We start from the raw sequence: 20,901 nt of genomic DNA on the forward strand, positions 1-20,901 counted from the left end.
TTCTAGGCAAAATAATAATAGATTCCTTCATGACATTCTATCTTTATGTAGTGAAGTGACTCAAGATAATCCAATTGTCCGATTGTTTCAGAGAGTGTCAGGCCAAGTTCCTTTTGATAGACGGTAGGAAAAAGTGTCTTACAGATGTCGAATACGGTCAGACGGTTACCTTTGATCATTTCGAGTACACCACGTGCTCTTTCATCCTGTTTCCCTAACCGCTTGGGAATTAATCCATGAACATCCGTAATATTGTCCCCATGACCGGTGTAGGCAAGGGAAATAGGAATATCCAATAACTTTTTCAAAGACGCATTGTATTGTAGCAATGGCTTTGAACGTTCCAGCTCCCCTTCAAAAGGAGGTTCAATAAGTGGATTAGGGGAAATATTCGCGAGTATATGATCTCCGGCTATCAGAGTACCATCACTCTCCCTGTAAAAAGACAAGTGACTCTGGGCATGCCCTAACGTTTCAATGATCTTCCATTCTTCCATTCCGGGAATGACGTCCCCTTCCTTTATTTCAATATCCAGTTTTCGATTCCCCATAAATTTCAAAGGACTCTTGAATTTATGGATTGCCCGAACATACTCTTGAGGTAAACCGGATTGTATCGCCAATTGATGGAAGAAGCGATCATACACTTCATGAAAATGGTCGTTGCGATCCAACCAAAACTTGTTATAAGGGTGCCCATATATTTTGACCGAGGAAGAGAACCGATCAAGTAACCCCGCGTGATCGGGATGATGATGGGTCAAAACGATTTGTTCAATATCTTGAGGTGTATACCCCAAACGGGATAATTGCTCGGTCAACTGTACCCAGGCTGTGTCTGTAAGCGGCCCTGCATCCACCAATGTCAAGGCGTCCCCTTTCACCAAATAAACATTCACATCTCCAACGGCAAATGGAGTTGATAGAGTAATTTTTGCAATATCATTCACTAAGGTTGTCATAAATTCACCACATTCTTCATAATAAAAGGGGTAGGCAGCCAAAACGACATCCCCTTCCCTTACAGGCATTCATTTCTTTGATGTTAACAAAAAATGAATGACTCTTCATTTAATAGTGTACATTTTTTCCTAACAAATGTCATTTTTAAAATGATTGAATATACTGAAATAAACACTTGACAGATAAGCTGTCTTTCTATGATAATCACCTATAATATATGTTTACTATTGAAAAGTCACCTTACATAACAAAAAATGAAAAAGCGATGATAAAGAATAGTAATGAATAGATGATGATAGAGATCGGTGCCCACCGGCTGAAAGGCACCGTCATCCCCTCTATTTGTGAACCTGCCTTTTGAGCGTCTTGAATCAGAACGTTTTTCCAGCGTTACTTGGAAGTGAAGTGTGTTCATTTCGTCCATTGAGGAATGAACAAAACAAGGTGGTACCACGGAAGCAGACCCTTTCGTCCTTTATGGATGAGAGGGTCTGCTTTTTTTTTCGAAAAATGGAGGAGGAATGAACGAATGAAGACATTGTTTATTGGAGCAGGGTCAATGGCTTACGCTTTAATGAGTGGAGCACTGAAGGCAGGGGTCCTGAAGAATGAAAACGTACATGTCACCAACCGGGCCAACCAAGAGCGTTTAAACGAAATCGTGCACGAATTCGGTGTGCGTCATGTAGAACATGATTCACCATACGACGCCGTCATTCTGGTCATGAAACCAAAAGATTTTCATGAGGCAGCAGATTCAATCAGGACCCACCTTTCAAGGGATACAGTGGTCATTTCTGTTTTAGCAGGGATCACTATGGAACATATTAGCGATAAACTCTCCTTTAGCGGAGCCGTTGCAAGAGCCATGCCCAATACTAGTGCGGCCATGGGAAAATCAGCTACCGCGGTATCGTTCAACCCGTACCTCTCTGACTCCCAGAAAGAATGGACGACAACATTATTCCAATCCGTCGGCACAGCAGTGGAAGTAGCGGAAGAACAATTAGACCTTATAACGGCTTTATCAGGCAGCGGCCCTGCTTATATTTATTACGTAGCTGAATTACTTAAGAATGCGGCAGTAGAGTTAGGTTTGCAGGAGGAACTCGCTAAAAGCCTCGTTACCCAAACGATTGCAGGGGCAAGTGCGATGCTTGAAGAATCCGGTTTGGAAGCCCGGGAATTAAGGAGAAACGTGACCAGTCCAGGTGGAACGACAGAGGCGGGAATCACCATTTTGGAAGATTACCAGGTTAGAGATGCGTTTTTCCAATGTGTCTCATCTGCGAAAAGCCGTTCTGAAGTTCTTGGGAAGGAATTAAAAAAACAATCTTTGAAAAAATAAGGTGAAAACCCATCATCATTCGCAAATTTCATTTTCCATTGATACAATCAAAGCAAAAAAGAAGGTCGGCACAATGATTTCCCTACTCATTCTACTTTACACTGTACTTACTGTCTGGCTGGTTCTTACCATAGATGTGTGGAGGGGCTTATCAAAGCTCTCTTCCATACAAGACTTCTCCCCTACAGATCAAGGGCCGCTCCTATCTGTCATCGTACCGGCGAGAAACGAAGAAGAAACGATAACAGACAGCATCCTGTCGCAGCTGAAACAGGACTATCACCAAATTGAATGGACCGTAGTCAATGATCGTTCAACAGATGGAACTTCTGAAAAGCTTGAAGCTTTGGCCGAACTGGATAAACGAATCAGCGTCCTTCATAACGACTCACTGGAACAGGGATGGCTGGGGAAAAATCAGGCATTATATAAAGGGTATCAAATGGCAAAAGGAGACCTGATCCTTTTCACCGATGCCGACGTCATCTTTAAAGACCCCACCATCTTATCCAGAGCGGTGTCCTTTCTTCAATCACAGAAACTGGACCACGTTACCCTGGCTCCTTATATTCGATCGGAAACCTTTTGGCTAAAAAGCTTTGTGGCTTTTTTCTTATTCGGTTTCACTTTTTATAAAAGACCATGGAAAGCGAACGACCCCTCCTCTAAGACAGGTATGGGCATCGGAGCCTTCAACCTCATCACCCGACAGGCATATGAGGAAATCGGTACTCACGAAGCAATTAAGCATATGCCCGATGATGATCTGCAGCTGGGAGTTCAGTTAAAGAAACACCATAAAAAACAATTCTTCCTCACGGCCCTTCAGTCTCTGGAAGTGGAATGGTATCGATCCTTGAAAGAAGCCTTCAACGGATTGGAAAAAAACACATTTGCCGGCCTGCACTACTCCATGCTTCTCGTTGTGTTTGCCATGTTTGGGATCTTCTGCTCTACGGTACTCCCTTTCATCACGATTTTTTCAGCGTCACCCCCAATTCGAATCGTGAGTCTGTTGATCATTTTATTCATTGGCATCACTTATTTCAAAGTCATAAAGCAGATGACGAATGAGTCTTCTCTTCTTTTTCTTACATTACCCGTAACAGCCCTATTATTTATCTACTCCATTGGACGAGCTACGTTTTTAACCTTTAAACGAGGCGGAATCGAATGGCGTGGAACGGTTTATTCGTATAAGGAACTGAAGCAGAAAAGAAAGTAAAGCACATTACTTTTCTAACAAAAAAGGTGTTGTTATAATTCATGTGCAGTACTATTTAGCAACCCGAAACAAATACAACGTCATGGAAGGTGATCGGAAATGAACGCAAAGCTATTTCAACCATATGCACTTAAAGATGTAGAATTGAAGAACAGAATTGTAATGGCACCTATGTGCATGTATTCTTCTCATAACGGAGATGGAAAAGTCGAGAATTGGCATCGTACTCACTATACAAGCCGTGCAGTGGGTGGCGTTGGGCTCATCATTCAGGAAGCTACAGCTGTCACGCCCCAAGGAAGAATCTCCCCGCAAGATTTAGGGATTTGGGATGACGAGCATATTGAAGGATTAAAAGAGTTAGTCGGATTAATCAAAGAACACGGTACGAAGACAGGCATACAGCTTGCTCATGCAGGAAGAAAGGCCGTTCTCGAAGGAGATATTCTTGCTCCATCTGCGATCCCGTTCAACGATGAGATGAAAACGCCTGTTGAAATGACGAAGAATGATATTAAAGAGACCATCACTGCCTTCATCAAAGGAGCCGAAAGAGCGAAGAAAGCGGGCTTTGATGTGATTGAAATTCACGGGGCACATGGATATCTCATCAACGAATTCCTGTCCCCGCTTTCCAATAAACGTACGGACGAATACGGCGGATCTGCTGAGAACCGCTACCGATTCCTTCGTGAAGTCATTGATGGAATTCAACAAGTATGGGACGGACCTCTCCTTGTTCGTGTTTCCGCCAAAGATTATAACGAAGAAGGACTGGACGTTGAAGACTATGTGGTGTTCTCCCAATGGATGAAGGAACAAGGAGTCGATTTAATCGACGTAAGCTCCGGTGCCATCGTACCCGCGCGAATCCCTGTGTTCCCTGGTTATCAGGTGAAGCTTGCTGAAACCATTAAAAAAGAAGCGAAAATCGATACAGGTGCAGTCGGGCTGATTACGACAGGCATACAAGCAGAAGAAATCCTGCGAAACGAGCGTGCCGACCTCGTCTTACTCGCACGTGAATTACTTCGTGACCCATACTGGCCAAGAACGGCAGCCAAAGAGCTTGGTGTAGAGATCGAAGCTCCTAAACAGTATGATCGCGCCTGGTAAAAAATTTTGTCAGACTTAATAAGAGTTGCATGCCAACAGGCATGCAACTCTCTTTTTTATTCATACACTTTTTGTACTTCATACCTAAACCCTAAACAATGGTAGTTTTGTTTTTGATACATCAATCTCGGTGTATCCTCTCCATCCGCTACCAGAATCACGGTTTTTTCGGCGAATTGTCTCATGACGAACTGTTGCAGCCTGCTTGCGATCCCCTTCTTTTGAAACGATTCACGAACCACCAGTCCATCGATTTCTGCTGTCTCGTCTTCAACGATCACATCCACTGAACCGGCCGGAGTCCCCTTATAGAATGCGAGGAGCTGCATCAAACGGGGATTTTGAAAATTCCTCTTATGCATGTCGACCTTTTGATTTGCAAAGGCTTCACCGTACTCAAGATCATGCCGATATTGAAATGCCAGGTACGCATCCAATTCCCTGTCGGTCACCACTTTCACTTGAATATCAGAATTGTCTTCTATAGAAGGAAATTGACCAGGTTCTATACTGTATAGTTCATTAAATCCTGATTCATACCCTTCACGTTTAAAATAATCCATAAATTCCTCTGTTAGTTTTGTATCCTGGGGAAAATAAAATTTCACATACTTTTGCCCTTTTGATTGATGAAATCCCCTTAAAAAGAGAGCGGCCTCTTTAAATTCAACCAGGGTTGGATGTTTTTTGAATTCAAGAAAGTTGCTATCATACCTTGTTAGCATTTCTGGAAAATGAATATGTTTATAAAGATCATTCTCTCCTATTTCATGTCCTGGATTATAAATATGGTCAAATGTGATTTCCTTCATTCGTACTCCCCTTTTCCTCTATGAACTTACTCCCAGATCCGTTGAACACATGCTGCATCTTCTTCGACTTTTACTACATATACATCAGGATTGGAAAGTGCGAACAGCTCATCATATCCGTATTTCTCATCAAACAATCTCAAAAGTAGCGTCGTTAAGTTTCCATGACTCACACACACCACATGATCTTCTTCTTTTTCTAATACGCCTTCTATAAAAGACCTTGCTCTCCCCATTGCTTGGTCATTCGATTCTCCACCAGGTAAAACAAGTGAAAAGTCATCAAAGCTCTTCTTTAACTTCTCCATCCAATCAGGAAGTTCCCGATCACTTAACACTCTTTCTCCCAAGCGATCGTCTTCTTGAATCGTTAATCCGGACTGTTTGGCAAAGGGTGCTATGGTATCTATGGTTCTTGCAAAAGGACTGGAATAGATCGCCTCAATCGATCGATTTTCGAGAAATGCAGCCAATTGGACCGCTTGCTGTTTCCCTACCTCCGTTAACGGCGAATGAAAAGGCTGCCCTTCGGCTTTCGCATGGCGCACCAAATAAATCGTTTTCATTTGCTTCCCCTCACTTCTTTACTGGTATTACGTATTCCATGAAGTCTTTTGCGATATATGATTCTGGAAAAACGTCCCTTGCTTCCCTCTCCAACTCTTCCCATGACTCTTTTGCATATCGGGAGGAAATATGGGTCAAAAACAGCAATTTAGCTCCTGCTTTTAAAGCTGTCTCTCCTGCTTGCTTTGTCGTAGAATGGAAATATTCACGGGCCATTTCTTCCTGCTCACGATTGAAGGTCGCTTCATGAATGAGTACATCTGCTGACCTTCCTAAATCGACAGCACTAGAACAAACCCTGGTGTCTCCAAGGACCGTGACAACCCGTCCAGGAATCGAAGGTCCAAGAAAATCCTCTCCATTAAGTTCAGTACCGTCTTCCAGCTGGACGGATTCACCTAATTTCAATTTCTTGTAGACGGGTCCAGGTTGAATGCCTCTTTCCTGTAATTGATCAACTTGAAGGACACCCGTTTTATCCTTTTCCACCACACGGTATCCGAAGGTAGGCAAAGCATGATCCAGCTCCCTCGCCTCTACAATAAATCCTTCATCTTCAAAGATGGCCCCTTCTTTGATCTCGATCACTTCAAGGGGATATTGAAGATGCGTCCGGCTGACTGATAGAGACACCTGGATATACTCTTTGATTCCCTTAGGTCCATATACCGTAAGCTGGGACTCTCCACCTTGAAAGGAGCGGCTGCCTAATAATCCTGGCAACCCATAGATATGATCCCCGTGTAAGTGGGTGATGAAAATCTTCTCTATCCGTCTCGGTTTCAAGCTAGTATGTAAAATTTGATGCTGCGTTGCTTCCCCACAATCAAAAAGCCAAACCGCACCGCGTTCTTCTAATAATTTCAAAGCAATACTGGTCACATTTCGCAGTTTTGCGGGTACCCCTGCCCCGGTACCTAAAAATAATAATTCCAACTTATTCACTCCTATGATGAGCCATACTGCCATTATTTTAGCACATTCAACGATTATTTACCTTTCTCTCCCATCGTTCATACCGCATTATCTCCCCCTGAAATACAAATGAGTAATAAGGACGTGAATTAAGGCCAATATAATGACGTAGAGATTTTGCATAAAACGTTTTCATGTTTTTAATGAAGAAAAAGTCATCAGCATATAATTTGCTTATTGAACCATAAGTCTTTAAAATTAAGTAATTGTATAGGATATTAAATAAGAAGTCATACATTAAACAAGCTAGCAACAAGATAAAGTGAGGTCATGACATTGAATAATTCAACTGCACCATCATCTCTCATTACGATTTTTGGAGCCACTGGTGATTTAGCAAAAAGAAAACTTTATCCATCTCTTTATCACTTGTTCCGAAAAGGGAAAATTTCGAAGCGTTTTGCCGTTGTAGGGGTAGCACGCCGTGAATGGTCGAATGAAGAGTTCCAGGAACACGTCAAAACATCGGTACATAAAGCATTAGGCAGCAACGAAAACATAGATGAGTTCGTCTCTCATTTCTACTATCAGCCGAATGATGTTTCAAACAGTGACTCGTATAAAGCGTTGAAGAATCTTTCTGATGAACTGGATGAAACATATGAATTAGAAGGAAATCGCATTTTCTACCTGGCGATGGCTCCTGAATTCTTCGGAACGATTACAGAACAGCTGAAGAATCAAGGTGTAACTGATAGTAACGGTTTCCAAAGACTGGTCATCGAAAAACCGTTCGGTCACGACCTGCCTTCAGCCGAAAAACTGAATAGCCAGATCCGCGAATCGTTCTCTGAGGATCAAATTTACCGTATCGACCACTACCTTGGGAAAGAAATGGTTCAAAACATTGAAGTCATCCGTTTCGCCAATGCGATGTTTGAACCCTTATGGAATAATCGTTACATCTCTAACATCCAAGTCACTTCCTCTGAAGAGCTCGGTGTTGAAGATCGTGGACGCTATTACGAAAAAAGTGGAGCTCTCCGCGATATGGTTCAAAACCATCTGCTTCAAATGGTTGCTTTACTTGCCATGGAGCCCCCAATCAAATTGACGACAGACGAAATCCGCAGCGAGAAAGTCCGTGTATTACGATCCCTGCGTCCGTTTGAACATGAAGAAGTGAAAGATTATTTCGTTCGAGGTCAATATGGTCCTGGAACATCCGGTAACCAGGATCTACCAGGTTATCGCGAAGCAGAAAACGTTGATGATCAATCCAATACCGAGACTTATGTTGCAGGAAAACTGATGATCGATAACTTCCGTTGGGCTGGTGTTCCGTTCTATATCCGTACAGGAAAGAGAATGGAAACAAAGTCAACGAAAATCGTCATCCAATTCAAAGATATTCCAATGAACCTGTATTACAATCCGGACAAGCCACTGGCACCGAATTTATTGGTGATTCACATTCAGCCTGAAGAAGGAATCACCCTGCACTTAAACGTGAAAAAATCCGGACAAAACATTGAAACGACCCCTGTAAAACTAAACTTTGCTAACAACAGTGTAGACGGGATGAACACGCCGGAAGCATACGAAAAGCTTCTATTCGATTGCCTGCGCGGAGATGCAACCAACTTCACTCATTGGGATGAAGTGAAGTTATCCTGGGCATTCGTCGATAAGATTTCTGAAGTATGGGAACATACACGTGACGGAGAATTCCCGAACTACGAAGCAGGATCAATGGGTCCGAAAGCAGGCGACAACCTGCTGGCTAAAGATGGCTTCTACTGGTGGCCAATTGCAAATCTAGATGTAGACCAATGCTAAGGAAGGTGTGGAAACGATGAAAATTTATGATGTAACAGCTCCGATCTTTAACGGAATGCCGGTTTATAAGAACAAACCGGAAAAACAACCTACAATCGACACAAATACGAATGGTCATGTAACAGAGTCCCGCATCTCAATGGATGTTCATACAGGAACACATGTTGATGCTCCACTTCACATGATCAACGAAGGTGAAACAATCGAAACCATCGATATCGAACAGCTCGTTCGTCCCGTTAAAGTATTCGATCTAACAAAAGCAGATGAGAAAATCAGCCTGAAAGATATCAAAGGATTAGAAATTGAAGAGAATGATTTCATCCTCTTTAAAACAAAAAATTCATGGGATACCGAATTCAACTTTGAATTCATCTATGTAGCAGAAGATGCAGCGACGTACCTTGCAGACAAAAAAATCTCAGGGGTTGGAATCGATGCACTTGGAATTGAAAGAGCCCAGGAAGGACACCCAACTCACCGCAGTTTAATGGGAAGCGGAGTCATCATCATGGAGGGACTTCAACTGAAAGACATTGAAGCCGGTCAATATTTCATGGTTGCCGCTCCACTAAAAATTGAAAACACCGATGCATCACCTGCACGTGTGTTGTTGTTTGATGAATTGATTGGGTGATATCCGAAAACGACTCTCTAGTTTCTTGGGGAGTCGTTTTCATATTTAGGGGTCTACCATCTCACCCGAAGGATCAATCATTTCGAAGATAGAAAGGTCCATATTCTCTAAAATTCTAAACTTTCCTTTCGTAAGTCCTAAAACAGACATTAATTCTAAGAATGATACCTAAAAGCTTGAGGATTCACCCCTCAAGTTTTTGTGTTATTCCGTAATGTGGGTTTGGTGAGTTTACAATCCGGATAGTGAATGGAAGGAGCATAATACGAGAGCTTCTTCATGAAATAACATGCTTCAGGGAAATGATGCTCGAGAAACCGGAGTGTAGAATTATTCAGCACTTCATCCTTCACATACATTTGCAGCACTTCCTCGACCAGCTTAGTGAAGGCTACAACCTGTAATGAAACATCTTCTGCAAATCGGATTTGAGCCGGGAAACCAGGCTGAGTAAAGAGCAAATAGCCTTTGAACATATCATTTTTCACTATGAATTGTGAAAACTGCACCACTACTGCGTTAGCCCTTTCAATGAGATCAATTTCGACGCTATCCAGTATATCAATTAGCAAAGCCGCATGTCCCCGTTGATCGTCAAGCCACAAATCCAATAAATTCACAAGGGAAAGTGCCTGATACTCTATCCCTTTCATGTAGCTCTTCAAAATTCTTAAGTATTCCCTATTCTCTGCCAAAGTCCCATTCAAGTAGCTCGGGGACAGATTTAAATTCACCTGATTGAATAAGCGTAAATGTAATAGGTGGCCTTCGAACGTATAATATTGGTAGGAGACATCCTGTGCCCATTCTGAAAGCTGAATCATTTCAGAAGCTGAAGGAGGCAGATCCCTTGGGATTTTCATCATTTCCGCCTCAACATTTCCAAACCACTCAATGTAATACTCAGCCTGTTTGACCCATTTACCTTCTGTGGGGCTTAAATAATCACGGATAAAATAGGCATGATCTTTTAATATCCCCAACCAAAATTCATGCTCCTGCCAGGGTGTAATCTTCTCTAATCCCATAGAACCTACCCCTTTCATACTATACTTAACTTTATTAAGTGAAAGAGGCGTTCATGCTTAGAATAAAAAAGCATTGTTTAACTGATTCCATCATTAGTTTAAGAACCATGCATTTTTAAGTCTTATCATTCCATTACTCATATTCTTTGCGCTCATCAATTATCTTCCCAATGACATTCTGCACTTCATCCGAATGTCTGATGACATATAAATAATCAGCTTCTCCCTCAACAGGTGCCGCTACATCCTTGAAGTAAGCGTCAGTCTGTTGCCGGTTCAGTACTTCTTCAAAGGTGGTAGCATTCCTGAAGATGGCTGTACTCCGCTCACTGTTTACCACTCTGGCTTGAAGAATCCGGTCGGGGATATCCAAATGAACAAGGATGGTGGTAAATCCCTTCTCTTTGAAGTGATCCAACAGCTTCAACCGTCCACTGCGGCTCAGATTCGAATTACAAAGAATGAGGTGAAATGATGTCTCATTCATGGCATAGTCAACAATCGTTCTACTGACGGCATATTTGAGCTTATTTGGCCCTTCCATTGGAAGCAGGCTTCTATAAAAGGTGTTGATGAATTCAGCATGGGTATCCTGGTCGATCACAACGGAATTCAGCAATTGTTCTGCCAGACTAATGGCGAATGTTGATTTTCCGCTATGGGTCTTACCAACTGTCATGATTACTAGTCTTGTCATGAATGGACCTCCAATTCATAGTTTAAGCTCAATCCTTAGATTCCATAAAAGAAGGATCCCATTTTAAGAGAGCCCACTCTCGGTAAATTTCACGTGCCTTATCCATGTACCTTGATTTCTATTTTTCTCGCCTGTGTCTTCATTACCATTGCTTCGTAAAACTGAATAGCCGTATTATTAAACTCCCAAACACCAAGTTCCAGGCTCTCGGCCCCTATTTCCCTTGTAAATTCTACTGCTTTTGTAAACATTCGTTTTCCTAACCCTTTTAATCAATCAGCCTTGTACATGTCACCAATGATCCCTTTTACATCGCCGGCACACCAGACTTCCGATTATGTTCATGAAAGCTTCCTTCAGGAAATATGTTCCGGTCTAGTAAACTCACCATCTAAAGTTGATGGAAACATCATTCATCGATTTCTTCCAAATCATATGATCAGACCCGTTCCCCCAATAATCCTTCAGCCAATAATCTGGCTGTCCAAATTTTTTCATCCATATCTTCTGGGCATTACCATACCCACTATCCAAACAGAATTCCTTGATTCCCCTGTTTAGAAAAGTAAGGAACATGACGTTTAATAGTAATGTCCCTACACCATGTCCTTGATAATCGGGATGCACAAACACCGTTCCGATTTCATACACCTCATTCAATGTTCCATCTGTACAGGTGCGAATCAGATCATTGGCAGGGCCGTATTCAATGGTTCCGATGATGAGAGCATCTTTCTTTTCCGAAGCAATTAGAAAGTATCGGTTCGACCCATTAGTGTCCAAGTCACTTTTCAAGTATTGTTTCTTGCTTTCTATTTCATTGTCGATTTCATCAAGCAGATCCCCTAAACCTTCTCTGGCAAAAGTATGCTTAATAACTGTAGAAAAAAATTGATTCAGCTCATCTTTGTCTTCTATTTGTGGTCTTCTTATTTCAAAGTTAAGCACTGAAAATCACTCCTTGATAACCTGAAATTCATTACTTTATATTCTTTTATATTTTGAAGCATTCTTCATCCCTATCTTTTATGTAATATTATGGTAACACAACCTGTCTCTCTCCTACGATAAAATTTCGATAATTTAATTGCTTTTGTTTATAAATATCCTTTCAAAATAAAAACCCCTCTCCTAAAAGGAAAGGGGCTATACTCAATCGATTATTTCATCCACTCAGTATGGAAAATACCCTCTTTGTCCACACGCTCATACGTATGGGCACCGAAGTAATCACGCTGAGCCTGGATCAGGTTTGCTGGCAGGGTTTCTGTACGGTAGCTATCGTAGTAAGACAGTGCCGCAGAGAAGCCAGGTACCGGTACACCATTTTGGACGGCCACGCTGATGACTTCGCGAAGTGCGTATTGGTAACTTTCTACGATCTCTTTGAAATAAGGATCTAATAGAAGGTTTGAAAGACTTGATTCACGGTCGTAAGCTTCTTTGATCTTTTGCAGGAATTGAGCGCGTATGATGCAACCTCCACGGAAGATCATTGCGATATCCCCGTATTGAAGATCCCATTGGTACTCATCAGATGCAGAGCGCATTTGTGCGAAGCCTTGAGCATAAGAACAAATCTTGCTCATGTAAAGAGCTTTACGGATTGATTCCACCAACGCTTTTTTATCGCCTTGGAATGGTTTCGTGTCAGGTCCTTTTAGCATTTTGCTGGCTTTCACACGTTCATCTTTAATGGCTGAAATGAAACGGGCAAAGACAGATTCTGTGATGATCGGTAAGGAAACGCCTAGATCTAACGCACTCTGGCTTGTCCATTTTCCAGTACCCTTTTGCCCTGCTTTGTCCAGGATGACATCGACCATGGGTTTTCCTGTTTCCTCGTCCTTCTTCGTGAAGATATCTGCAGTGATTTCGATGAGATAGCTATCAAGCTCGCCTTTATTCCAGTCGGCAAACACTTCATGCAGTTCCTCGGCACTTAAGCCCAGGACATTTTTCATCAGGAAGTACGATTCTGCAATCAGCTGCATATCCCCGTACTCGATGCCGTTGTGCACCATTTTCACATAGTGACCCGCGCCATCAGGACCTATATACGTCGTACAAGGGTCTCCATCGACTTTCGCTGCAATGTCTTTCAAGATAGGAGCGACAAGGTCGTACGCTTCCTTCTGTCCACCAGGCATGATGGAAGGACCAGTAAGAGCACCTTCTTCTCCACCGGAGACACCCGTTCCGATAAAGTGAATGCCTAAATCGCTTAATTCGTGATTGCGGCGGCGCGTATCTTCGAAGAACGTATTTCCTCCGTCAATCAGAATGTCCCCTTTTTCCAGGAACGGCTTTAATTGTTCAATGGTTGCATCAGTTGGATTTCCTGCTTTCACCATCAAGAGGATCTTTCTAGGCTTTTCTAGAGAATTAACGAATTCTTCAATCGTATATGTAGGAACGACATTCTTTCCTTTAGATTCGCTTATCATTTCATCCGTTTTTTCACGGGAACGATTATATACAGATACAGAGTACCCTCTACTCTCAATATTCCAAGCTAAGTTTTTACCCATTACGGCTAAACCGATAACACCAATTTCTTGAGACATGCCATTAACATCCTTTCAATTATAGAATACTGGTTTTTTCTTTTTAAATTATCAACATTATGTAGGAAAACTTCAGTTGATTAGTTTTTCTAAACCTGTTTTCTCACTCTATTTCAATCTAACAAGAATAGTGTGGTGATGCAAATAATCCGTTTGAAGTGTTCTTTATCTACCTTAAGGTGTCCTCTTTCTTCCTGGGTCATTCCCTTAGAAAATCCTTGTTGAAGCTTGTGTCCTGTTTCGAGTCAAAGGTTTTCTTCTTATTCTTTCCTTTTATTCCTTGAGAGATGGAATCTTTCCCGAACTTTTCCTGAAGCTGTGATAAAACATTGTAAAGTGGTTCCTTTTCTGCAGCCTTTTTATAAGAGAATAGGTCCAGTTGTTCGGTTGCTTCACTCTTTTCCACTATATCCTGGGCGGTGACACCCAAAAGTCTAACGGGATCTCCATCCCAGTGCTTCAACAATAAGTCTTTAGCATAATGAAATAAATCTTCTTTTTTATATATCGGATTTTCCAGCTTCTTGCTTCTCGTAATGGTTTTTCTGAATTTATCCCTGATCATGAGTTGGATCGTCATCCCCAGAACGTCTTTCTGCTGAAGGCGTGACGACACTTTTGCACATAGTTTCTCTACAATCGTTAATAGCTCGTGTTGGTTCGTTGTATCCTTTGGTAAAGTAGTGGAGTTTCCAACGCTTTTATAATCATAGATCGAATCAGGGTCCACGCTTCGCCTATCGATCCCGTTGGCGCGTTCTTTGAGACGAAGACCATTGATTCCAAGCAGTGATTTCAGCTGTATATCATTGGCATGAGCGAGATCATGGCAGGTATGAATACCAAACGAATTGAGCTTTTCTGCGGTCTTTTGTCCAATGCCGTGCATTTCTATGACAGGAAGGGACCAGAGCTTTTGAGGGATATCACGTTTTCTTAATACGGTGATTCCCATAGGCTTTTTCATATCTGAGGCGGTTTTGGCCAGGAATTTGTTAGGGGCCACCCCGATGCTACAGGGAAGATCGAGTTGACTTTTAATTTGGGATTGAATGTCTGACGCAATTTGTAACGGGGTGCCTTTTTCAAAGGAGTCCGTGATATCCAGATAACCCTCATCAATCGAGACGGGCTCCACTAATTCTGAATATTGTCTGAGGATATCAAATATTCCTTTGGAGGCTGCGCGGTAACGGTCAAAGTTAGGCGTCATGATAATGAGCCCAGGGCACAGTTTTTTGGCTTCCCAAAGAGGCATTGTTGTTTTCACTCCGAAGCTTCTCGCCTCGTAGCTGCATGTCACGATAATGCCTCTTCTCTCTTGGGGATTCCCGGCAATAGCTAATGGTTTGCCCCTCAATGTTGGGTCAAAAGCCATTTCAACAGAGGCATAAAAGCTATTCATATCAACATGAAGGATCACCCGTCCGTTTTTTGGATAATGTGAGTTCATTTAAATCGCGGCTTTCTTTGTCTAATTTTGATGGGTTTTTTGCTCGTTCACGTAATCCTTTATCTCTCTAATACCTTCTAGACTCTCTACTAAAACATCGGGGTCGATCTGGGTGATGAACGAATCTTCAAGATTGATGATTCCTGAGAAATAGTTTGTTTTTGAATACGCAAGTAAACCTACGTTTGTAAAGGAGTCATTCGGTACTTCGAGAATTTCTTTCGCTTCCTTAACGACCAAACCGATCTGCATTGTTTCTGTGTGAACGACGAGAAGAAACATTCCTGTTTCTGCACCTGCATTCGTGTCATAAAGGATATTTGCTAAATCAAGGACAGGGATCAGCTCTCCCCTGACCTTTACAAGTCCCAGGACAAATGAAGGCAGATGAGGGATGGCTCTCACTTCTTCCACTTTTTCAATCGAAACTACGGTCTCAATCGGTAGAGCATATTCTTCTCTTCCAGCATGAAAAACGACTACTTTCGGCATTGTATAACGTCCCCTCTTAAAACTTCTGATATGTATACTTCTAATGTACCATATTTTAGAAAGGTTAGGTGCTGGTTTTGAAAGAAGAAAATGTCCACGAACGAAGGATGAACTTCGGTTCATGGACATTTGGATGATTAGATGATCTGTCTAGCTCCGGCGGCTATTCCCCCGCTACTTCCTGAATGATCGCTACAACCATTTCAGAAAGCTTGTTCAGTTCTTCAACAGGCATTCTTTCGCTCTTCGTATGGATTTCTTCGTATCCTACTGCCAAGTTGACTGTCGGCACTCCGAAACCTGCGATGACGTTGGCGTCACTTCCGCCTCCGCTTGTAAGAAGCTCGCTTGGACGACCGATTTTCTTCGCGGCGCGTTTTGCCACTTCGACTACTTCGTCACCGTCTTTGAACTTGAAGCCTGGATACATCACCTGTACTTCAACTTCTGCTTTTCCACCCATTTCTTCTGCTACGGATTCGAATGCAGCTTTCATCTTCTCTACTTGAGCTTCCATTTTTTCAGGGACGAGTGAACGTGCTTCTGCCAGAATATCCGCTTGTTCACATACGATGTTCGTTGCTTTTCCACCTTCAAAGCGTCCGATGTTTGCTGTCGTTTCTTCATCGATGCGGCCGAGTGGCATTTTGGAAATCGCTTTAGCCGCAATCGTTATGGCAGAAACGCCTTTTTCGGGAGCTACACCTGCATGTGCTGTTTTCCCATATATCGTTGCTCTCACTTTCGCTTGTGTAGGAGCGGCCACGATGATATTACCGACTTTCCCATCACTATCAAGGGCGAAACCGTATTTCGCTTTTACGAGAGAAGAATCCAGTGCTTTCGCTCCAACTAATCCTGATTCTTCCCCTACCGTAATGATGAACTGAATATCTCCGTGAGGGATATTGTTCTCCTGAAGTACTCGAACAGATTCAAGCATCGTTGCAAGTCCCGCTTTATCATCGGCTCCCAAAATGGTCGTGCCGTCTGAGTAAATATAGCCATCATCTTTAAGCGTTGGCTTAACCCCTTTTGCAGGAACAACTGTATCCATATGAGAAGTGAAGTAGATGGTATCTACGCCTTCTTTATTCCCTTTCAGCGTACAGATGAGGTTTCCGGCACCATGGCCCGTTTCACCCATCGTGTCATCTTCAAATACCTCTACGCCAAGATCAGAGAATTTTTGCTTTAATACTTTCGCGATTTCCGCTTCTTCCTTCGTTTCAGAATCGATTTGGACCAATTCCAGGAATTCATTTAGTAAACGTTCATGATTAATCATTTAGTCGACCTCCACAATTATGTATTCACTTCTATAGTATAGCGTGAATAGGCCGGTTCAACAAATGGTATCGCTTCTACAATGGAATATTTCCGTGCTTTTTCTTTGGTCTCTCTTCCCGTTTATTTCTCATCATTTCCAATCCTTGAATCAATTTGATCCGGGTTTCACGGGGATCAATAACGTCATCCACCATTCCACGGGAAGCTGCCACATATGGATTAGCGAATTTCTCACGGTACTCTTCAATCTTCTGCGCCCGGAGCTGTTCCGGATTCTCACTGCCTGCAATTTCCCTTGCAAAAATAATATTCGCTGCTCCCTGCGGACCCATGACGGCAATTTCTGCATTAGGCCATGCAAAAACTAAATCAGCCCCAATGGACTTACTGTTTAGTGCAACATAAGCACCTCCATAGGCTTTTCGTAAAATCACCGTCATTTTTGGAACTGTCGCTTCTGAATAGGCATAGAGGATTTTCGCACCGTGACGGATGATCCCGCCATGTTCCTGCTTGATTCCAGGGAAGAAGCCAGTTACATCTTCAAAGGTGATCAATGGAATATTGAAGGAATCACAGAAACGGATAAAACGGGCTGCTTTGTCTGAGGAATCAATGTCGAGCCCTCCTGCCATGAATTTTGGCTGATTACAGACAAGGCCAACGACTTCTCCTTTGATACGGGCCAGTCCAACGACGATATTTTTCGCAAACTCTTTCTGAACCTCCATAAAGCTGTCTTCATCCACAATTTCATTGATGACCGTGCGGACGTCGTAAGGACGGACAGCATCGAATGGAATCAGGTCCGTTAAATTCCCACGATAATCATCTTCTTCATCCACTTCCAAACGAGGAGGCTTCTCCCCATTATTTTGTGGTAAATAAGCTAATAGTCTACGAACCTCGAGAAGGACCTCTTCTTCAGTTTTCCCTCTGAAATGAGCATTCCCGCTGATGGAGTTATGGACCTTCGCACCGCCTAAATCTTCTGAGCTGATTTTCTCACCGGTAACTGTCTCAATTACTTTGGGTCCTGTGATGAACATTTGACTTGTATCATCTACCATAAACACAAAATCCGTGATGGCAGGGGAATAAACCGCTCCTCCTGCGCAAGGTCCCATAATCACGGAGATTTGTGGAATCACTCCGGAATAAATGGAATTTCGATAGAAGATATGTCCGTATCCATCTAAAGAAACGACACCTTCTTGAATTCTTGCACCACCTGAATCATTTAAACCAATGAAAGGTGCACCATTTTTGACTGCCAGATCCATGACATGTGAAATCTTCTTCGCATGCATTTCCCCCAATGCGCCGCCAAATACCGTGAAATCCTGAGAAAATAAGTAGATGGGGTTTCCATTTACTTTTCCATAACCTGTAACGACTCCATCTCCAGGGCCCTGAACCCCGTCCAGTCCAAAGTCTGAACAGCGATGCTCAATGAATGGATTCAGCTCAACAAAGCTGCCCGGATCCACTAAAATATCGATTCGTTCTCTCGCAGTCAGTTTTCCTTTTTCGTGCTGCTTATCTATTTTTTTATCTCCGCCGCCTAATTCCACTTCTCTTCTGCGATCATACAATTCATTAATCTTTTCATAGATATCCATTATGTTACTCCCCTTTGATGTTTGATTTATCACATAGTTCATATAGTACACCGTGCGCTGACTTTGGATGCATGAAGGCAACTGCAGCCCCACTAGCCCCCATTTTTGGTGTTTCGTTGATCATCTGGACTCCCTTTGCTTGCAGTTCCTTGATCCGTTTTTCAATTCCTTCGACACCAAAGGCAATATGGTGAATGCCTTCTCCCTTTTTCTCAATGAACTTGGCAATCGGACTTTCTTTATGTAGTGGTTCAAGTAACTCAAGCTTAATATTTCCACCATCAATAAATGCTATTTTCACACCTTGATTTCCCACTTCTTCGACCTTGACTAGTGAAAGCCCAAGAGTATCTTGGTAAAATGGAAGAACATTGTCTATTGATGATACTGCTATTCCGATATGGTCTACCTTTTTCATCCCTATCATCCCCCTGTTGTTTACATATTCCACCCGTATAGTATTCGATAAATGTTGTCGAATTCCCTCCTAATCCGGCGAATAATTAAAGCGTTTTCTTTTATACCAATGGTTGTTTTCTCTCACTATTCACGATAAAATAGAGTTGAAAATCGCCTCTTTAAGGTGAGATGAAGAATGGAGAGATACAATGGGTAATAAAAAATTACAAAAAATAATTGTATTTGTCATGTTGTTTGCAATGATTGCATCGACGATCATGGCAGGACTGACTTTCTTATTATAATAAAAAACAAAGGATCTGCTTTTCGACTGAGTCGATTAGCAGATCCTTTTTATTTTATCGCACCGTGATCTTTTCCCAGCTGATAGAAGCTTTTGTTTGTTTTGACGACTAGAACCTTTGTTCCGACAGGTACCTGATCAAACAGAAATTCAACATGTTTATTGTGCATTCTTATGCATCCATTCGAGATATATTTGCCTATACTTGAAGGTTGATTCGTACCGTGGATTCCATAGATCCTTCCGTCTGTCCCCTTGGCGTCAAATCCGATCCACCTTGAACCCAATGGATTCCGTGGGTCTCCACCGGGAATGTTCTTCTTACGGTAATAAGGGTTCTTGGCTTTAACTGTAACATTAAATAGTCCTTCCGGGGTGAGGGTCGTCGTTTTCCCTGTTGCTACCGGGAATGTGTGCTGAACCTTCCCGTCGTCGATGTAAGCTAATTGATTACTTTCCTTGTTCACGATAATAAACGGATCCCCGGGCAGTGGATTCCTTCCAAGTGGCCATATGGGAGAAGCGAACAAGATAATGGCAAGAAGTATACGCATCCTATCACCTTTTTCGTGTTTTAGGTGTAGTTTACTTCCTTTTGATCATTTTCATCCTTCTTTATTCCTTTAAACGAGCTTTTCAGAAGAAGATACTGCTCCATCTCTTGAACAAATTGATAGAGAGCGGCGCGGGTTTCAAATTCTTCCCTCGTCTTCGGTAAATCCATCTGTTCAAACTCCACTTTCATATCGTACAATTTTTTCAAATAAAACAGGGCCGTGTTTCCCGGGTGTATGTGATCACTAAGCTCATCCAGGAATTCTGCAATCCGATGCCCCTGTTCTACCGTCAATGATATCGATGTCGCAATCGGTAAGATACGTTGTAGGATTTCGAACTGTTTTTCCCTCATTTTAAAATACAAATAATATAAGTTCTCATCACGTAAAAAGTGATTTTCAACATCTTTGAATGCTATGGTCTTCGCTTCTTTAAGTAATTGTTCTGTATCAGTGATTTCTTTTCCATCCCATTGGCTATCATTTGTTCGTAGGTAGTTGATCATTTCACAAAAAATTTTATAGAAGTTGGATTCTATCTTCTCCTGATATTCGATCATCTTTTTATCAACGCTCGGCATGTAAAGGTTCATGACAAGAGCAATTCCTATCCCGATGACAATGATACCTAATTCATTCTCGAAAAGTCCAAGGGTTACCTTACCTGCCGAATAAATATGTAAAATGATAACGGAACTGGTGACTATTCCTTCTTTGATATTCAGGGCTACCGTTATCGGAATGAACACCAGTAATAACATGCCGATTACGGCAGGATGATAGGCAATGAACTCAAAGAACGCAGCAGAAATCACCATGGCAATTACACAGGCCAGGAAACGGCTCCATGAAGCGTTAACCGATTTTTTCTTCGTGTTCTGAATGCACAGTATCGTCAAAATCCCGGCTGATACAAAGTTATCCAGGTGAAACCACTGTGCAATGCTGATCGCAACCGCTGTGCCGATCCCAGTCTTAAGTGTTCGATACCCGATTCGAAACATTCAGTTTTCTCCTAACTCTTTCTTTTTTTAGCTACTTTAGAATACCATAATTCCCCTTGAACATAA

General features: G+C 42.2%; 21 protein-coding genes, 1 pseudogene and 1 other annotated feature. Of the genes and pseudogenes, 6 read left to right on the top strand and 16 right to left on the bottom strand.

Annotated elements, in window-relative coordinates; all coding sequences use genetic code 11:
• Window positions 1-2: 2 nt before the first annotated feature.
• Entirely contained in the window at window positions 3-962 is a 960-nt protein-coding gene (locus ACYH0O_RS16075) for an MBL fold metallo-hydrolase (RefSeq protein WP_482629507.1), read from the bottom strand.
• A 257-nt stretch (window positions 963-1,219) separates the two neighbouring features.
• Window positions 1,220-1,442 (top strand) — a binding site (T-box leader).
• 50 nt (window positions 1,443-1,492) lie between these two features.
• On the opposite strand from ACYH0O_RS16075, the gene proC reads away from it, so the two are divergent.
• From proC to namA, 3 genes are all read left to right on the top strand, one after another.
• On the top strand, window positions 1,493-2,311 hold the full coding sequence (gene proC / locus ACYH0O_RS16080; protein WP_482629508.1) for a pyrroline-5-carboxylate reductase: 819 nt from the start codon (window positions 1,493-1,495) through the stop codon (window positions 2,309-2,311).
• A gap of 73 nt (window positions 2,312-2,384) precedes the next feature.
• A complete protein-coding gene (locus tag ACYH0O_RS16085) occupies window positions 2,385-3,536 on the top strand; it encodes a glycosyltransferase (protein WP_482629509.1) in 1,152 nt (383 codons plus the stop codon).
• A gap of 99 nt (window positions 3,537-3,635) precedes the next feature.
• Window positions 3,636-4,652 carry an NADPH dehydrogenase NamA gene (namA, locus tag ACYH0O_RS16090; protein WP_482629510.1) on the top strand — a complete coding sequence of 339 codons (1,017 nt, stop codon included), beginning with the start codon at window positions 3,636-3,638 and terminating at the stop codon, window positions 4,650-4,652.
• Between the two features lie 56 nt (window positions 4,653-4,708).
• On the opposite strand, the gene ACYH0O_RS16095 is transcribed toward namA, so the two are convergent.
• From ACYH0O_RS16095 to rnz, 3 genes are read right to left on the bottom strand one after another with little or no spacing between them, the layout of a single operon-like run.
• A complete protein-coding gene (locus ACYH0O_RS16095; protein ID WP_482629511.1) occupies window positions 4,709-5,464 on the bottom strand; it encodes a GNAT family N-acetyltransferase in 756 nt (251 codons plus the stop codon).
• A gap of 26 nt (window positions 5,465-5,490) precedes the next feature.
• Complete coding sequence (locus ACYH0O_RS16100; protein WP_482629512.1) at window positions 5,491-6,030, bottom strand: histidine phosphatase family protein; 540 nt, start codon at window positions 6,028-6,030, stop codon at window positions 5,491-5,493.
• A gap of 10 nt (window positions 6,031-6,040) precedes the next feature.
• Window positions 6,041-6,967, bottom strand: a complete 927-nt coding sequence (gene rnz, locus ACYH0O_RS16105) for a ribonuclease Z (RefSeq protein WP_482629513.1) — start codon at window positions 6,965-6,967, stop codon at window positions 6,041-6,043.
• 309 nt (window positions 6,968-7,276) lie between these two features.
• Between rnz and zwf the strand changes: the two genes are divergently transcribed.
• Both zwf and ACYH0O_RS16115 read left to right on the top strand, forming a co-directional pair.
• On the top strand, window positions 7,277-8,785 hold the full coding sequence (zwf, locus tag ACYH0O_RS16110) for a glucose-6-phosphate dehydrogenase (RefSeq protein ID WP_482629514.1): 1,509 nt from the start codon (window positions 7,277-7,279) through the stop codon (window positions 8,783-8,785).
• Between the two features lie 16 nt (window positions 8,786-8,801).
• Window positions 8,802-9,422, top strand: a complete 621-nt coding sequence (locus ACYH0O_RS16115) for a cyclase family protein (protein WP_482629515.1) — start codon at window positions 8,802-8,804, stop codon at window positions 9,420-9,422.
• A gap of 191 nt (window positions 9,423-9,613) precedes the next feature.
• Here ACYH0O_RS16115 and ACYH0O_RS16120 read toward each other — a convergent pair whose 3' ends face one another.
• The 10 genes and pseudogenes from ACYH0O_RS16120 to mce form a co-directional block, all read right to left on the bottom strand.
• Complete coding sequence (locus tag ACYH0O_RS16120; protein WP_482629516.1) at window positions 9,614-10,450, bottom strand: DUF2935 domain-containing protein; 837 nt, start codon at window positions 10,448-10,450, stop codon at window positions 9,614-9,616.
• A 133-nt stretch (window positions 10,451-10,583) separates the two neighbouring features.
• On the bottom strand, window positions 10,584-11,147 hold the full coding sequence (locus ACYH0O_RS16125; protein ID WP_482629517.1) for an ATP-binding protein: 564 nt from the start codon (window positions 11,145-11,147) through the stop codon (window positions 10,584-10,586).
• A gap of 98 nt (window positions 11,148-11,245) precedes the next feature.
• Window positions 11,246-11,404 (bottom strand): annotated as a pseudogene (locus ACYH0O_RS16130) (N-acetyltransferase); the annotation flags it as partial.
• A 127-nt stretch (window positions 11,405-11,531) separates the two neighbouring features.
• Window positions 11,532-12,095 (bottom strand): GNAT family N-acetyltransferase, encoded by a 564-nt coding sequence (locus tag ACYH0O_RS16135; protein ID WP_482629518.1) that lies wholly within the window; start codon window positions 12,093-12,095, stop codon window positions 11,532-11,534.
• Window positions 12,096-12,307: 212 nt separating this feature from the next.
• The gene (gene gndA / locus ACYH0O_RS16140; protein ID WP_482629519.1) at window positions 12,308-13,714 is read right to left on the bottom strand and encodes an NADP-dependent phosphogluconate dehydrogenase; all 1,407 of its coding nucleotides are present in this window, start codon (window positions 13,712-13,714) and stop codon (window positions 12,308-12,310) included.
• Between the two features lie 199 nt (window positions 13,715-13,913).
• Window positions 13,914-15,167, bottom strand: a complete 1,254-nt coding sequence (locus ACYH0O_RS16145) for a DNA polymerase IV (RefSeq protein ID WP_482629520.1) — start codon at window positions 15,165-15,167, stop codon at window positions 13,914-13,916.
• Window positions 15,168-15,188: 21 nt separating this feature from the next.
• Window positions 15,189-15,659, bottom strand: coding sequence for a chemotaxis protein CheW (locus ACYH0O_RS16150; protein ID WP_482629521.1), 471 nt, complete (start codon window positions 15,657-15,659; stop codon window positions 15,189-15,191).
• A 163-nt stretch (window positions 15,660-15,822) separates the two neighbouring features.
• Window positions 15,823-16,947, bottom strand: a complete 1,125-nt coding sequence (locus tag ACYH0O_RS16155; RefSeq protein ID WP_149157712.1) for a tripeptidase T — start codon at window positions 16,945-16,947, stop codon at window positions 15,823-15,825.
• Window positions 16,948-17,023: 76 nt separating this feature from the next.
• Window positions 17,024-18,571, bottom strand: a complete 1,548-nt coding sequence (locus ACYH0O_RS16160) for an acyl-CoA carboxylase subunit beta (protein ID WP_482629522.1) — start codon at window positions 18,569-18,571, stop codon at window positions 17,024-17,026.
• 4 nt (window positions 18,572-18,575) lie between these two features.
• The gene (mce, locus tag ACYH0O_RS16165) at window positions 18,576-18,989 is read right to left on the bottom strand and encodes a methylmalonyl-CoA epimerase (RefSeq protein WP_482629523.1); all 414 of its coding nucleotides are present in this window, start codon (window positions 18,987-18,989) and stop codon (window positions 18,576-18,578) included.
• A 190-nt stretch (window positions 18,990-19,179) separates the two neighbouring features.
• On the opposite strand from mce, the gene prli42 reads away from it, so the two are divergent.
• On the top strand, window positions 19,180-19,275 hold the full coding sequence (gene prli42, locus ACYH0O_RS16170; RefSeq protein ID WP_148969555.1) for a stressosome-associated protein Prli42: 96 nt from the start codon (window positions 19,180-19,182) through the stop codon (window positions 19,273-19,275).
• Between the two features lie 49 nt (window positions 19,276-19,324).
• On the opposite strand, the gene ACYH0O_RS16175 is transcribed toward prli42, so the two are convergent.
• Together ACYH0O_RS16175 and ACYH0O_RS16180 are read right to left on the bottom strand one after the other, a co-directional pair.
• Window positions 19,325-19,828 (bottom strand): L,D-transpeptidase, encoded by a 504-nt coding sequence (locus tag ACYH0O_RS16175; RefSeq protein ID WP_149157715.1) that lies wholly within the window; start codon window positions 19,826-19,828, stop codon window positions 19,325-19,327.
• A gap of 20 nt (window positions 19,829-19,848) precedes the next feature.
• The gene (locus ACYH0O_RS16180; protein WP_482629524.1) at window positions 19,849-20,835 is read right to left on the bottom strand and encodes an aromatic acid exporter family protein; all 987 of its coding nucleotides are present in this window, start codon (window positions 20,833-20,835) and stop codon (window positions 19,849-19,851) included.
• Window positions 20,836-20,901: the final 66 nt, after the last annotated feature.

Source organism: Rossellomorea sp. H136 (assembly GCF_056838065.1).